This is a genomic window from Nocardia sp. CA-129566 (assembly GCF_050956075.1).
GTDB lineage: Bacteria > Actinomycetota > Actinomycetes > Mycobacteriales > Mycobacteriaceae > Nocardia.
In genome coordinates this window covers 3325695-3337997 of record NZ_CP192085.1, presented here as the reverse complement: position 1 = coordinate 3337997, position 12303 = coordinate 3325695, and the positions used below count along the sequence as shown (strand labels likewise).

The window sequence follows — 12303 nt, the reverse complement described above, 5'->3', positions numbered from 1 at the left end:
TCCCGTGTCATTCCGGAGAATACGAGAATAAGGGCTCATCGAATTGGACCGGTTCGTTGTTTTCCTTGAGTATTTCGGTGATCACGCCGCTGGCCTGCGCGGTCACCGGAATCATCAACTTCATCGCCTCCACAATGGCGATCTGCTGTCCGGCCGTGACCCGGTCGCCCACCTCGACGAAGGGGTCCGCGCCGGGTTCCTGGCTGCGATAGAACACCCCGACACTCGGTGCGCGGAAGACCGCACCGGGTGTCGGATTATCCGGTGCGGCAGCGGTTTCGACTGCTCCACCGGCCACTTCGACCGTTCCAACGGCCACCGGGGCCGCGATGACCGGCGCGGCCGAGACCTGCCATTCGGCCTCGATCGTCACCTCCCCCACCTGGACTCGCAACGCGCTCGGCTGGTGCGGGAAACCCGCGAGGAAGTGCAGCGCGCCGGTCTGGATGGCATCGAGGATGCGCAGATACTCGTCGTGGCCGGTGGCTGTGTTCTCTTCGACTGCGGCGTTCTCTTCGACTGTGGCGTTCTCTTCGACTGCGGTCATTGTCCCCACCTCTCAGTAATTGCCGAGTCCGCCACAGACGTTCAGCGCCTGTGCGGTGACCGCGCCCGCGCCAGGACCGATCAGATAGTCGACCATTGCCGCCACCTCGAACGGCTGCACATAGCGCCCGATCGGCACCCGCGCGCTCACCCTGGCGTGCACCTCATCGGTGTCGACACCCCACAGACCGGAGTAGACCTCCCGAACCCGTTCGGCCATCGGGGTCTCCACGAAACCCGGGCATACCGCGTTCACCGTGATCCCGGACTTGGCCAGTTCCAGTCCGAGCGCCTTGGTGAACCCGACAACGCCGTGTTTGGAGGCCGAATACGGCGCACCGTGCACGACACCCTGTTTGCCGCCGGTGGAGGCGATATTCACGATGCGGCCGTGGCCACGCTCGAGCATGCCGCCCGCGGTCAGCACCGCCTTGGTCATCAGAAAGACGCTGTTGAGGTTGGTATTGATCACATCGAACCACAGCTCGTCGGTGATCTGCGCGGTGACGCCGCCGCCGCTGCGGCCCGCATTGTTGACCAGGATGTCGATCGGGCCGTACCGCCGCACCCCCGCCTCGACGTACTCGCGGATCTGGGCGGCATCGACGACATCGCAGACCGTGCCGTCGACCTCGTGCCCGTCATCCTGCAGGCTTTTGACCGTATCGGTCACCTTTTGCTGATCACGAGCACAGATGAACACCGCGATGCCCTGAGCCGCAAGGCTTTTGGTGATCTCCAGGCCCATACCGCTGGTCGCTCCGGTGACCAGCGCGACGCGCTTGCTTTCCGCCATGACTCCTCCATCGGTCTTTCCGGGCTTTTCGACCTCAAGACTCGTCGCGGGACCTATAGCCCGGGTCAACCCGCGCGCGGCTCGAGCCAGCCTCTAGCGGCATCGGCGACCATTGCGTGCAGCCGCGCCCCGCCGCAAGCAAGGAGCCACCATGACCACCGTCGCCAGCCGCACCGAGTTGTACGCCGAGGTCCAGCAGTTCTACGCCGATCAGATGCAGCGGCTGGACAACCGCGATATCCCGGGCTACGCCGAAACCTTCACCGAGAACGCCGAATTCGAGCACACGCCGGGTCGGCCACCGGCTCGGACCAGAGCGGGCATCATCTCGGACCTGGTCGAATTCCACAAGCGTTTCGAGGCCGACCCGATGCAGCGCAGGCACTGGTTCAACATGATCAACCTGCAGCCGCAGGACGACGGAACCATCGTCTCCACCGCCTATTGCCTGGTGGTCAAGGTCCGGCCGAACAGCAAGCCCGAAATCGCGCCGAGCTGTGTCGTGCACGACGTGCTCGTCCGCGTCGACGGCAATCTGCTGACGCTGTCCCGGCGCGTCGCCCACGACTGAAATCCGCTGTCCCCGACTATTTTTCGAGGAGAACCACGTGAACACCGTGCAGCCACAGACCTTGCTCACCCTGGCCGCCGAAGCCCAGGACCTGCTGTTCCGGGAGGCGCGCACCGCGAATACCTTCACCGACGCACCGGTCACCGACGACCAGATCCGCGATATTTACGAACTGGTCAAATACGGCCCGACATCGATGAACCAGCAGCCGCTGCGCATCGTTCTGGTCCGCAGCCCCGACGCGCGGGCCCGCCTGGTCACCCACATGATCGAGGGCAACAAGCCGAAGACCGCCGCCGCACCCCTCACCGCAATCCTGGCCGCCGACTTGAACTTCCACGAAAACCTGCCGAAGGTCTTCCCGCACGCGCCAGCGGCCAAGGACTACTTCGAAGACCCTGGCTACCGCACCGAATCCGCCCGCTTCAATGCCCTGATCCAGATCGGCTACTTCATCCTCGGCATCCGAGCCGCGGGCCTGGCCGCGGGCCCCATGAACGGTTTCGACGCCGCCGCCCTGGACCAGGACTTCTTCCCCGACGGCACGCACAACTCCCTGGTCGTGGTCAATATCGGTGCCCCCGGCGTAGACGCCTGGTTCCCCCGCTCCCCCCGCCTGACCTACGACGAGGTCGTCACCACGGCATAACCGCGATGCCGACGAGTGGCACGACCTGCGTCGCATCGCATTCGCCACTCGTCGGCGACGACCGACAGCCCCGCGGAAGATCGACGGGAAACCTGTTCAGGTAGTCGGATCTGGTCGGGAGCGTTCGGCGAGTTCGGCGACCAGCGGTTGTGCCGCCTCGGGGATCTGCGGGTCGGTCCAGTGATAGGTGCGTGTCCGATGGCCGTCGGTGACGGTGAGCTCGTAGTCGAACTGATCCGGCATCGCCGGACGGTGTGTCGGCGTGTCCTGCTCGAGCAGTGTGTCGTTGAGCAGGTCGGTGATGACCGGCGCCTGCTCGGCGGGCAGGTCGCGCGCGTCGACCGAGGTTGTCATCTCTATTCCGGCGAGGCCGCCGCTTCGCCGGAATTCGAGATGTACGTTCGGTGTGGCCATAGACACGATGGTATTCGTGGCCGTCAGGTTCAGCGCAGCGGAACCTTCACGGCATCCCATGCGGATTGCACCGCGTGCGCTTCGTTGCTTGCCCTTCCGAAACGGTAGCGCGCCTGTTTCAACGTCAATGCGGCGAAGTTGCTGAACGTGGCGTTGGGTTTGAGCCCTGGGTCGACGAGCGCGTCGTACCAGAGGGTTCCGGGCGTCTTCCACGCTTCCCCGCCCAGTGTGGTGGCGAGCACGTAGAAGGCATGGTTCGGAATGCCCGAGTTGATGTGGACGCCGCCGTTGTCCCGGGCGGTCTGCACGTATTTGGACATATCGGCGGGTTGGTTGTCGTGGGCGTTGGCCGTGCCGGGGGCCTTCAGCGATCGCAGTGCGGGTGACAACAGCGGTCCCACGATGTCCGCACCGATCAACCAGTCGGCTTGATCGGCGGTCTGCCCCAGGTGGTACTGCTTCACCAACGATCCGAACACGTCGGAAATGGATTCGTTGAGTGCGCCGGACTGATTGGAATAGGTGAGATTCGCCTCGAACTGGGTGACCCCGTGGGTCAACTCGTGTGCGACCACGTCGAGGCTGCGGGTGGTGTCGGTGAACAGCGGGCCGCTGCCGTCACCGAAGAACATATGTCCCTGTCCATCCCAGAACGCATTGTCGTATTTGGTGCTGAAATGGACCATCGCGGCGATCGGCATGCCCTGATCGTCGATGGAGTCGCGTTGGAAGACGTTCCAGTAGAAGTCACAGGTGGCGCCGAAGTTGTCATAGGCGGCGTTGATCGACGGGTCGGCAACCGGCGGCTGACCTTCGGCTCGGGCAAGCGTGCCCGGCACCATCGCGCTGGAATGCTGCTGGTCGAAGATCGACCGCTGCGGTACACCGTTCGATACCGCGCCGACGGTCTGTTGTGGTTGTGGTCCCTGTCGACCGGCGGCCTCGGCGCGCAGCATTCGGATGCTGTTGTCGAGATCCATGGATGCGAGCAGTGCTGCTCGCTGTTCCGGCGGAAGTTCACGTGCGACCGACTGCAGCAAGTCGGGTGGGAGGATGCACGCTCTTGGGTATCGCATTGTCTGCTCCGTTCGGATGCTGTGCGGCGGCTGATTCTGGATGCGGGCAGCCGGTTGGGGCGCGGCAATGGCTCGCGCGGAGCCACGGTTTGCGGGGACCGTTCGGCCGCTCGCCGTGATCCGAGCGTCTACAGCCGTCGAAAACGCTTGTGGCGCCATCGATTCGGTGTCACTGCCGCAGTGGTTGAGCGGAACAGATGAATGGCTTGCGCCTTACCCCCGGACCAGCTTCTACCTGCGCATTCATTCTCAGGCGGCGCAGAGCCGCGGACACGGGTACGCGACTACTCCTTATTCCTGTCGGGGCGACCCACCCGGGGCAGGTAGTGCCCGAAAGGGCAAATTCCTTTCGGGCACATGCTGCGGCCGTTGATCTGACAAGCGCACATATGCACAATGCACATCCGTCAGCAGGGAACGCGGGCCGCCAGCAGGAATTCGCCGCCGTATGCCGTGGTGGTGAAAGAGCCGCCCGCGCCGAGTACCCGGGCTCGCATATTGTCGAGCCCCTGTCCGCCGGTGCTGCTCGCACGCTGCGCGCCGTCATTGCGAATATCGAGGTACAGGTGGTCCTTTCGGCGTCGACATTCGATCCGGACCCGGGTGGCCGCGCTGTGGCGCAGCACATTGGTGACCGCCTCGCGCACCACCGGAGCCAGCACCGCCCCCGCCCCATCCGGGAGCTCGTCGTCATAGCCGAGCTCAACGATCGCGACGGCGTCGGCGAGCGCCTTTCTGGCCGAATCCAGTTCGCGGCCCAATGATCTCGCCGCCTCGTGGTCCACCAGCGCATGCGCCTCCGACTGGGCGTCGGCGGCGATCCGCAGTGCCTCGTCGATCTCCCGCTCGGCCCGCACCGGGTCGCGGGTGATCAGACCGGTGACCAGATCGGCCTTCAGTGCCAGCACCGACAGCGTCAGGCCGAGCAGATCATGGACATCGCGGGCCAGCCGGAGTCGCTCGACATGCAGTGTCGTGCGCACCAGTTCGGCGCGCGAGCGGTTCAGCTGTTGCGACAGCTGCCAGAACCGGGCCAATCCGAACAATGTCAACGTCGCCTGCACCGCCAGCAGCAGCCAGAGCCCGGGATCGATGGGTGCGGCTCCCGGTTCGGTGTAGCGGGCCCGCAGCGCGAACAGAGCAATCACCGCCACCACCGCCCACGGCCCGCGCAGCGTCAGTAGTACGGCCGCCGCCAGCAGGATCAGCCACGCGGACCAGTACGCGCCGAACCACGGCAAGGGAATCAGTGTGATCGCGGCCTGTGTGGCCAGCATCGGTACGGCATAGCGGGCCGAGTACAGCCGGGCCAGGAACAGGCAGGACATCAGTGTGCCGCCGGTGGCTGTGGACAGGCGGTGCTCACTCATCTCCATGGTTTGGTTGGCCGTCCAGGCGAACAAGCCGACCGCGATCGCGAGGAAGGTCAGCCGCGGGACCAATCGCGCGATCGGTTCGCCATCCACCGGCCGCACTTCGAGATCGCGCTGGGTGGAAGCGATTTCGCGTACCGCCCGAATGATCCGCCGGGTGGCCGACACCGCGCGATCGACCGCGTCCCGTGCACGTTCGGGGCGCATGGTCAGATCTCGGCGGGCGTCGGCCAACAGTTCCCGTACCGTGCCCACCTGCTCGCCCAGTGCGGCGCGCAACTGGTCGGCGACCTGTAGGCGCTCCTGAGCCAGGGTCACCTGAGCAAGTTCTGCGTGGGTGGCGGACAGGCGATCGAGGAGTTCGGGCAGCCGCAGCAGGCTGTACAACACCAGACCGATCGCGGCCGTGCCGAGCGCGGCGTACAGGGACCCCGGCCACACCCGCTGCCATTCACCATGCAACACACCGGAACTCACCGCGACCAGCCCGAAAGCCGTCCAACGCCAACGCGTTACCGTGGCGAACAGTACGGTTGCGGCGAGTAGATAGTCCGTGTTGACGGCACCGCCGAAAACGAGGATCGGCAGATAGGTCGCCGCGACCTGCGCCGCGAGCACCCGGCCGCGGGCCGTTGGCCGGCGCTGCGCGATGACGAGCAACCCGGCCTGCACCACACCGCAGCTGGCCCCAGCCACCGCACCACCTTCGGCCAGCACCGAAAGCAGCAGTACAACGAGGAGAAGATAGCCGGTCGATCTCGGTAGCACTGGCCGCACCCGGCCATTTCATACCGGCCGGATGGTTAGGTCAAACGCTCACAACCATCCGGCGTCGGTGGCCAGACGTACCGCGTCGACCCGGGTGCGCGCCTGCAGTTTGGTTACCGCCGAGGCCAGATAGTTGCGCACCGTGCCATAGGACAGGTGCAGCCGCGCCGCGATCTGCTTCGGCGCCGCGCCCTCGGCAAAACAGCGCAGCACCTCCACTTCGCGTTCGGTGAGCGGATTGCCCGGAGTGCGCAACGCGGTGTACGCCAGCCCCGGGTCGAGCACACTGCCACCGGCCGCGACGGTGCGGACCGCGTGCAGCAGGTCCTGCCGGGAACCATCCTTGAGGATGAACCCGCACACGCCGATCTCCATGGCGCGCTTGAGATGTCCGGGAGTGGCCAGCGCGGTGAGGATCAGGACCCGGCACTGCGGATACCGGGTGCGCATCTCCGCGGCGGCCTCCAGCCCGGTCCGGCCGGGCAGGTCGATATCGACAACAGCCACCTCCGCCCGCGCATCCGCCGCAGCCGAGACAATGGACTCGCCACTTTCGAGCACCGCCACCACGGTGATGTCGTCCTCGAATTCCAGTGCGGCGACAACGGTTTCACGCAGCAGCCGCATATCCTCGGCGACCAGCACTCTGATCATCTGGCATTGCTCCTCACCGCCGGGCGCATGTTGATCTGCACTGTGTCGGTATGCCCGGACCGATATGCAATCATCCCGTCGGCGCTCACTCGACTCGACCGGACAACCCGCCTCGGCGCGCACATCACTCTCATTGATCTTGGGGCATGATGACGCACCGGTCACCGCGATCCTGGCCGCCGAGCAGTAAGTCTTGTTCGTGCGGTCGTTGGCACCACCCACGCCGCTGTCCGCCCCTGAATATCGATCGCACCGCAGTCAGGCGATAACGTCGACTGGTGAGCCGCACCCAGTGGACGATCCACGGCGAGCGTGTCGTGGACGAGAACCGACATATCAAGCTTTCGACCGTCGATATCGAGCTTCCCGACGGGGTGAAATTCACCCAGTACGTGGCGAGGATGCCGCGCTGCGCGATGACGTTGGTGATCAACGACAACCGTGAGGTATTGCTCATGTACCGGCACCGCTTCATCATCGACCGGTGGGTGTGGGAGCTGCCGGGCGGATACGTAGATCACGCGGAAGATGTTGCCGCCGCGGCGGCACGGGAAGTCGAAGAGGAAACCGGCTGGCGCCCAAGGGCCATGGACCATCTTGTGACCTACCAGCCGTCCATCGGTACCCTTGACCAACCACAAGAGATCTACCTGTCTCACGGTGCTGATCTGACCGACACCGTGCCGGATATCAACGAAGCCGAAGACGTCCGGTGGATCCCACTGGTTGACGCCGTCGCCATGATCGATCGCGGCGAGATCATTGGCGCGGCAACGGTGATAGCGGTCTATCGGGCGCTCAGCCTACCGTCGGAATGATCGCCAACACCTGCTGACGAAAGTGGTTCACGTCAGGGAGGTCGTTGTACGGCGCGAGCCGGTAGCGGAGGTCGCGGAGGTAGGCCAGCGTGCGCAGTGACTCCAGCCCGGCTGCGAGGTCGAGAGCTTCGGTGCCGATCCGGACAGCTTCGTGCGGGTCTTCGGCCGCGCGGGCGGATGCCAGCAGGCAGAGGTTGAACGTGCGTCCACGAAGGTATCCGTCCGACATGTCCAACGACTGCTCCGCGAACTGCGCGGCACGTGCGTAGTCGCCGAGTTCCCGGAAGCAGTGCGCGGCCTTGGCCGACATGTACGCATCATCGAAGTAGTCGAGCCATCCCGGGCGCGACGTGTCCGCGCGAGTAAATGCGCGCTCTGCAGCGTTGAGCGAGCTGGCGCAGGCCGAGCCGTCGGCGCGCGCAGCGTGCCCGTGGGCCTCGACCATGTGGCATTCGGACTCCAACGCGGCCAATCCCACGTTGCGGGCAGCAATTTGGGCGGCGCGCGCAAGATCGACCGCGTCACCGGGGCGGCCGACATAGGTAGCTTGGTGGCTCATCGCCGCAAGGATTTCCGCACCCAGGCCAACATCCCCAGCTGCCCGAGACATCGGCAATGCCTGAATGAGATACCGCTGAGCCAAGCCATGTTCCTCCAAGTCGTACGCCGCCCATCCGGCGAGCTTCGTCAGCTCAGCGGTGGTGGCGAACAACTGCCTCCCGATCGGCTCGTTGTAGCTGCCACGAAGTAGCGGCGCGACCGAGCTGTGCAGGTACTGCACGATCGTTGACCGGACCTTGCCCCCGCCAACCTTATTGTCCAAATCGCGAAACGCCGCAGTCATCATGCGGACCGCGTCGACATCACTCTGCCCAATCCGCCGCGATCCAGCAGATACGGGATGTTCAGGGCCTGGCAGTGTCAGCCATCGCATCGAAGCTGCCGGATAAACCGCCACCGCGTAAGAAGCTCCTACAAGGAACCGCCTGCGCTCCACATCGCTCCTCCACAGCGCAGTCGCGGCGGCGGTTGCCTCCGCGAGGCTCAACGAAAACTCGAGTCCCAGGTCTGCTGTCTCCTGGCTATCGGTCATGCCGCAGTCGGACGGAACCACTCGACGTCCGATAACTTCGGTCAGAGCCTCTGCGATCAACTCCGGTCCGGGCGGATTCGGCTGTTCACCGGCCAACCAGCGGGCAACTGCAGTGTGGTCGTAGCGGAGTTCGACACCTACGGCGCGGCCACGTTCAACAACCCGGCGTGCGAGACCCTTCCGACGGAGTCCGGCTTCATCCAACAGTTCTTCCAGCTGGCGATTGGGTTGCTTCGGCTGGCGTCCCATGTCCAGGAGTGTGGCACGGCTTGCCACACCCACGCCATTGTCCAGCCGTCGCACACACCCCCTTTGCACACACCTACCCACAACGCACGCCTTACGAACAACGTGGTGCCCGCGGTCCCCTTGAAATGCACCTTGTGCCCCGGGCAGAACTCGTGGTCCCGCCTATGCGAGCCGCTGGTTTCTGCGATCGGCTGCCGCGCAGCCCTCGGTGGCTGGTGCCTCAACCGCAGCCATGGGGAGGAAATGTGACGAATTCGAAACTGCCGCAACGCGATCCGTTCATTGGTCCGCCAGCCAACCGCGTCGGCGCCACCGCCGATGTGGTGGAGCGGTTCGCGGAGGCCGTGCGCGAATGGGCGGATCAGCCTGTGCCCACCGAGTTGTCCCGGTGCCGGGGTGCCGCATCTCCCGGTGTCGGGTATCCGGCCTCGGAGGACGTGTGATGCGCCGAGATAGGTTGCGGACCACGCAAACCCAGGACAGCCGCAAGATCGCGGTATGGCGATTGGCGGGGTGTTCCACACGCATCCTGCGCGTCCAATTCACCACCGAGTCGTTCACCGCGTATCGCCTGCCCGCACGCACACCGCTGAGGGGAGTACAAACTGGAACGGTCATGTTCGACCCGTACCCCGATCTAGCAGACGCACGGGAGTTGCTTCCCGAGCACGGCGACTTGTGGGATGCGCTTCGAGACGACTACTGGGCCGCGCTGCTCAACCGGACGGACCTTCCGAACCCTATGGGGGCGTGAGCCCGATGGCAGAGGTAGTTCGGGCGCGTCCGATCGAGATCGCTCCCTCGGTGCGCGCATTGCTCGCGGCCTTCCACGAGGACACCCACCGCAAGCTCGCCCTGGCCCCGATCGATAGTTCTCCGATCTTCCATGCGGCAGACGGCAGACTCGGTCGAGTGGACGACGACGGTTGGATCTCTGACTTGGATGCCGACCTGGATAGCGGCGACGGAATCAGTGCGCCGACCGGCGTTCACGACGAACAAACGCCATGACCGACCGCGAGCACCGACTCCCCTATGCCAATGGCACCACTCCCACCCGGGCGGCTGGAACCGTTGACATCATGCGGTCCCAGCGACCGCTCCTGCCCCAGGATCCGGTCGGCAACCTTGTCGGACTGTTCCAGCGCGCCACGAGGTAATGCCCATCGATCTGCGCGGGCCGGGATGTACCGGCACCCGATATCGTGGTTCTTCTCCGGGGATTCCGGAGGGGTTCGCATCCGCATCTTCGATTTGTCGGGATACCTGAAGGATGTGCATCGACCATGCCTGTGGATCGACGTGGTTTCCTCACTTGGAGTGGTCTGGCCGTACTGACGGGTGCGGGAGTGGGCAGCGGCGCGACGGCCGGGTGTTCCCGCACGCGGCCCGATCCTGGCGAGGCCGACTACACGCTGCGTATCGACCGCGGCCAGATCGAGGTGGCGTCGGACCGGACGGTGTCGACCACCATCTACAACAACCAATTCCCCGGCCCGCTGCTGAGATTCACCGAAGGCAAGCAGGTCACGGTGGAGGTCCACAACAACACCGATACCCCCGAACAGCTGCACTGGCACGGGCAGCGCCTGCCCGTCGACATCGACGGCGCCGCCGAAGAAGGCACCCCGTTCATCCCCGCACACGGCACGCGCCGCATCACCTTCACCCCCGGCCCGGCCGGGTTCCGGTCCTACCACACCCACCTCACCCCCGGCTCGGACCTCACCGGCGGCCAGTACACCGGCCAGATCGGACCGGTGTACATCGAACCGAAGCAGCATCCCGGCGCCTTCGATCAGGAGATCTTCCTGACGCTGAAGGAATTCGAGCCCATCCTCAACCAGAACGAGGAGATGCCCACGGACTTCCTGGTCGGCGAGGAAGTACCGGAACTCGAAGACCGTGGCGAGGCCGCGATGACCGCGTCACTGACGCGCGGCGAACCACACGGCTACGAGGTCGGCTACCGCACCTTCACGATCAATGGCCGGGCCCTCGGCCACGGCGACCCGATCCGCGTGAGATTCGGTGAGCGGGTCCTGCTGCATGTACTCAACGGCAGCGCCACCGAAACCCGCAGCCTCGCGCTGCCCGGTCACACCTTCACCGTTGTCGCCCTCGACGGCAACCCCGTCCCGAATCCGGTCGCGGTGCCGGTCCTGTGGCTCGGCACCGCCGAACGCGTCTGCGCGATCGTCGAGATGACCAACCCCGGCGTGTGGGTGCTCGGCGACACCTCCGACGACGACCGCGAACACGGTATGGGCATCGTGGTCGAGTACGCCGGTCGAACCGGTGACCCGCAGTGGGGCGCCCCACCACCGTTCCGATGGGACTACCGGCTGTTCACCACCGCGGATCGGACCGCACCGGCACCGGATCAGGTCATCGACATGCTGATCGATAAACGCAACGCCGCCGAGAACGGGTTCAACGTGTGGACCATCAATGACATCCCGTTCTCGATGGCCGACAAGCGACCGGTCCACGACGTCACCCTCGGCAAGCGGTACCGGCTGCACCTGCGCAATGCCACCGACGACGTGCACCCCATGCACCTGCACCGACACACCTTCGAAATAACCAACGTCGCGGGCACACCCACCGCAGGGGTACGCAAGGACGTCGCAATGCTCGGCGGCTACCAGAGCATGGACATCGACTTTCTCGCCGACCAACCCGGCCTGTCACTGCTGCACTGCCACAGCCAACTGCACATGGACTTCGGGTTCATGGTCCTGCTGCACGCCACCTGACCCCGATAACGCGCTACGAAACCTGTTCCGCCGCACCACCTCTGTGGGCGAACGGGGACTCGAGCCGCTCACCACATCGTGCCCGCTCGGTTAACTTTCTCCCTTTTCACCGCTCCCCGCCTGCCGGTCGGCGTATTCGCCGTGAAGCATGCCGGTGGCCTGGCCGATCTCGATGAGGTAGCCGTCCGGGTCGCGGAGATAGCACCGGATCTCGGCCTTGCGGTCGAGTGGTTCGGTGAGGAATTGTGCCCCTTTGGATTTGGCGTCGGAGTAGAACGCGGCGATATCGGCGACGCGCACGTTCAAGAATGTCGAGATCGGATCACCTGGTTCACGGGCAGCCAGAACAATATCGGGCTTATCCGGGGTCGGCCCGCCGCCCGGGTTCATGATGATCCAGCTGTTGGCGACCTTGACGATGGCCGGGTTCTCCGCCAGCACGACCTGGCCACCGAAAATTTCGGCGTAGAAGTCTCGGGACCGAGCCACGTCGCGCACGGTCAGAAAATGCGTCAGGAGCAGTCCCTGTTCGGGAGC

General features: G+C 65.0%; 15 protein-coding genes. 7 read left to right on the top strand and 8 right to left on the bottom strand.

Features of this window, described 5'->3' with window-relative positions:
* Window positions 1-7: 7 nt before the first annotated feature.
* A complete protein-coding gene (locus tag ACQP0C_RS14310) occupies window positions 8-547 on the bottom strand; it encodes an acetyl-CoA carboxylase biotin carboxyl carrier protein (protein WP_433733404.1) in 540 nt (179 codons plus the stop codon).
* Window positions 548-559: 12 nt separating this feature from the next.
* Window positions 560-1342, bottom strand: a complete 783-nt coding sequence (locus ACQP0C_RS14305; protein WP_433733403.1) for an SDR family NAD(P)-dependent oxidoreductase — start codon at window positions 1340-1342, stop codon at window positions 560-562.
* Window positions 1343-1493: 151 nt separating this feature from the next.
* On the opposite strand from ACQP0C_RS14305, the gene ACQP0C_RS14300 reads away from it, so the two are divergent.
* Window positions 1494-1913 carry a nuclear transport factor 2 family protein gene (locus ACQP0C_RS14300; RefSeq protein WP_433733402.1) on the top strand — a complete coding sequence of 140 codons (420 nt, stop codon included), beginning with the start codon at window positions 1494-1496 and terminating at the stop codon, window positions 1911-1913.
* A gap of 37 nt (window positions 1914-1950) precedes the next feature.
* A complete protein-coding gene (locus ACQP0C_RS14295) occupies window positions 1951-2562 on the top strand; it encodes a malonic semialdehyde reductase (protein WP_433733401.1) in 612 nt (203 codons plus the stop codon).
* A gap of 96 nt (window positions 2563-2658) precedes the next feature.
* Here ACQP0C_RS14295 and ACQP0C_RS14290 read toward each other — a convergent pair whose 3' ends face one another.
* From ACQP0C_RS14290 to ACQP0C_RS14275, 4 genes are all read right to left on the bottom strand, one after another.
* On the bottom strand, window positions 2659-2976 hold the full coding sequence (locus ACQP0C_RS14290; protein ID WP_433733400.1) for a protealysin inhibitor emfourin: 318 nt from the start codon (window positions 2974-2976) through the stop codon (window positions 2659-2661).
* A gap of 29 nt (window positions 2977-3005) precedes the next feature.
* Window positions 3006-4052 (bottom strand): M4 family metallopeptidase, encoded by a 1047-nt coding sequence (locus ACQP0C_RS14285; RefSeq protein ID WP_433733399.1) that lies wholly within the window; start codon window positions 4050-4052, stop codon window positions 3006-3008.
* Between the two features lie 407 nt (window positions 4053-4459).
* Window positions 4460-6193 carry a sensor histidine kinase gene (locus tag ACQP0C_RS14280; RefSeq protein WP_433733398.1) on the bottom strand — a complete coding sequence of 578 codons (1734 nt, stop codon included), beginning with the start codon at window positions 6191-6193 and terminating at the stop codon, window positions 4460-4462.
* A gap of 48 nt (window positions 6194-6241) precedes the next feature.
* A complete protein-coding gene (locus ACQP0C_RS14275) occupies window positions 6242-6847 on the bottom strand; it encodes a response regulator transcription factor (RefSeq protein ID WP_433733397.1) in 606 nt (201 codons plus the stop codon).
* Window positions 6848-7125: 278 nt separating this feature from the next.
* Here ACQP0C_RS14275 and ACQP0C_RS14270 point away from each other — a divergent pair, with 278 nt between their 5' ends.
* Entirely contained in the window at window positions 7126-7665 is a 540-nt protein-coding gene (locus tag ACQP0C_RS14270) for an NUDIX domain-containing protein (protein ID WP_433733396.1), read from the top strand.
* Here ACQP0C_RS14270 and ACQP0C_RS14265 read toward each other — a convergent pair.
* Entirely contained in the window at window positions 7646-9007 is a 1362-nt protein-coding gene (locus ACQP0C_RS14265) for a hypothetical protein (RefSeq protein ID WP_433733395.1), read from the bottom strand. The genes ACQP0C_RS14270 and ACQP0C_RS14265 overlap by 20 nt on opposite strands.
* Window positions 9008-9252: 245 nt before the next feature.
* On the opposite strand from ACQP0C_RS14265, the gene ACQP0C_RS14260 reads away from it, so the two are divergent.
* The 4 genes from ACQP0C_RS14260 (at window position 9253) to ACQP0C_RS14245 (ending at window position 11766) form a co-directional block, all read left to right on the top strand.
* Entirely contained in the window at window positions 9253-9450 is a 198-nt protein-coding gene (locus ACQP0C_RS14260) for a hypothetical protein (RefSeq protein ID WP_433733394.1), read from the top strand.
* Window positions 9450-9761, top strand: coding sequence for a hypothetical protein (locus tag ACQP0C_RS14255; RefSeq protein ID WP_433733393.1), 312 nt, complete (start codon window positions 9450-9452; stop codon window positions 9759-9761). The genes ACQP0C_RS14260 and ACQP0C_RS14255 overlap by 1 nt, the downstream gene beginning before the upstream one ends.
* Before the next feature lie 5 nt (window positions 9762-9766).
* Entirely contained in the window at window positions 9767-10018 is a 252-nt protein-coding gene (locus ACQP0C_RS14250) for a hypothetical protein (RefSeq protein ID WP_433733392.1), read from the top strand.
* Window positions 10019-10293: 275 nt separating this feature from the next.
* Window positions 10294-11766, top strand: coding sequence for a multicopper oxidase family protein (locus ACQP0C_RS14245; RefSeq protein WP_433733391.1), 1473 nt, complete (start codon window positions 10294-10296; stop codon window positions 11764-11766).
* Window positions 11767-11856: 90 nt separating this feature from the next.
* Here ACQP0C_RS14245 and ACQP0C_RS14240 read toward each other — a convergent pair whose 3' ends face one another.
* The gene (locus ACQP0C_RS14240) at window positions 11857-12264 is read right to left on the bottom strand and encodes a VOC family protein (RefSeq protein WP_433733390.1); all 408 of its coding nucleotides are present in this window, start codon (window positions 12262-12264) and stop codon (window positions 11857-11859) included.
* Window positions 12265-12303: the final 39 nt, after the last annotated feature.

Excerpts from the sequence above, each read along its gene's own strand:
- ACQP0C_RS14275 (WP_433733397.1), bottom strand. The coding sequence starts at position 6,847 with ATGATCAGAGTGCTGGTCGCCGAGGATATGCGGCTGCTGCGTGAAACC.
- ACQP0C_RS14265 (WP_433733395.1), bottom strand. The coding sequence starts at position 9,007 with ATGGGACGCCAGCCGAAGCAACCCAATCGCCAGCTGGAAGAACTGTTG.
- ACQP0C_RS14310 (WP_433733404.1), bottom strand. The coding sequence starts at position 547 with ATGACCGCAGTCGAAGAGAACGCCACAGTCGAAGAGAACGCCGCAGTC.
- ACQP0C_RS14245 (WP_433733391.1), top strand. The coding sequence starts at position 10,294 with ATGCCTGTGGATCGACGTGGTTTCCTCACTTGGAGTGGTCTGGCCGTA.
- ACQP0C_RS14300 (WP_433733402.1), top strand. The coding sequence starts at position 1,494 with ATGACCACCGTCGCCAGCCGCACCGAGTTGTACGCCGAGGTCCAGCAG.
- ACQP0C_RS14255 (WP_433733393.1), top strand. The coding sequence starts at position 9,450 with ATGCGCCGAGATAGGTTGCGGACCACGCAAACCCAGGACAGCCGCAAG.
- ACQP0C_RS14250 (WP_433733392.1), top strand. The coding sequence starts at position 9,767 with ATGGCAGAGGTAGTTCGGGCGCGTCCGATCGAGATCGCTCCCTCGGTG.
- ACQP0C_RS14290 (WP_433733400.1), bottom strand. The coding sequence starts at position 2,976 with ATGGCCACACCGAACGTACATCTCGAATTCCGGCGAAGCGGCGGCCTC.
- ACQP0C_RS14305 (WP_433733403.1), bottom strand. The coding sequence starts at position 1,342 with ATGGCGGAAAGCAAGCGCGTCGCGCTGGTCACCGGAGCGACCAGCGGT.
- ACQP0C_RS14285 (WP_433733399.1), bottom strand. The coding sequence starts at position 4,052 with ATGCGATACCCAAGAGCGTGCATCCTCCCACCCGACTTGCTGCAGTCG.